Annotated in this window: 1 protein-coding gene; it reads left to right on the top strand. The window is 77.0% G+C overall.

Annotated elements, in window-relative coordinates; translation table 11 throughout:
* A partial coding sequence (locus HGA02_RS20015) for an ABC transporter ATP-binding protein (protein ID WP_168681183.1) occupies positions 1-784 on the top strand: 784 nt, incomplete at its 5' end.
* Positions 785-1,069: the final 285 nt, after the last annotated feature.

Raw genomic sequence — 1,069 nt, 5'->3', positions numbered from 1 at the left:
GGCCGCTGCACGCCCGGTGCCCGACGCGTCCGTCCCGGTCGTCGAGCTCCGGGGCGTGACCGCCGCCTACGGTCCCGACGCGCCGCCCGCGGTCCGCGACGTGTCGTTCACGATTCCGCGACGCGGCCACACCGCCCTGGTGGGCCCGTCGGGTGCGGGCAAGACGACGGTCTTCTCGCTGCTGCTGCGCTTCCTCGAGCCCCAGGACGGGACGCTGCTGCTCGACGGCGTCCCGTTCGCCGAGGTCGGCCACGACGCGCTGCGGGCGCGGTTCGCCTACGTCGAGCAGGAGACCCCGATCGTGCCGGGCACGATCCGCGACAACCTGCTGTTCAGCGCGCCCGACGCGACCGCGGACGAGGTCGACCGCGTGCTGCGCGCGGTCCGGCTCGACGGCGCGTTCGACGGCCTGGCCGAGGGGCTCGACACGTCGCTGTCCTCGACGTCCGTGTCGGGCGGGCAGCGTCAGCGGATCGCGCTGGCCCGCGCGTTGCTGCGGTCCCCGGACGTGCTGCTGCTCGACGAGGCGACGGCCCAGGTCGACGGGCTCACGGAGGCGGCGGTGCACGACTGCATCCGGGCGGCGGCGGAGACGGGCGCGGTCGTCACGGTCGCCCATCGCCTGTCGACGGTCGTCGACGCGGACACGATCCTCGTCATGGAGGACGGCCGGGTCCGCGCGCGCGGCACGCACACCGACCTGCTCGCGACCGACGACCTCTACCGCGACCTGGTCGAGGCCCTCCGCATCGGCGTCGAGCTCCCGGCCCGCACCTCGGCCTGACCGGTCCCGCGTCCGACGCGAGCCGGCCCCGCTGGCAGGCCGCGCCGGGCGCACCTGCCCCGGGCCCGACGCCGGACGCGACGAGACCGCGGCCTCCGCTCGGACCGGCGACGTGGGTGTCGCCGACTCCGCGCGAAGCCGCGGTCTCGGTGGCGGCCGCCCGCCGGGGGACGTCGGGCGGCCGCGGGGAGAGGCGGGCGTCAGCCGCCCAGGAGGTCCTCGAAGGACGGGACCGCGTCGTACAGACCGGCGGGCCGGGACGGCTCGCGGTCCGCGACCTCCTCG

The sequence above is a fragment of the Cellulomonas septica genome, assembly GCF_012396155.1.
GTDB lineage: Bacteria > Actinomycetota > Actinomycetes > Actinomycetales > Cellulomonadaceae > Cellulomonas > Cellulomonas septica.
The sequence above is the reverse complement of the archived record's forward strand: the minus strand, read 5'-3'. Positions and strand labels throughout refer to the sequence as shown.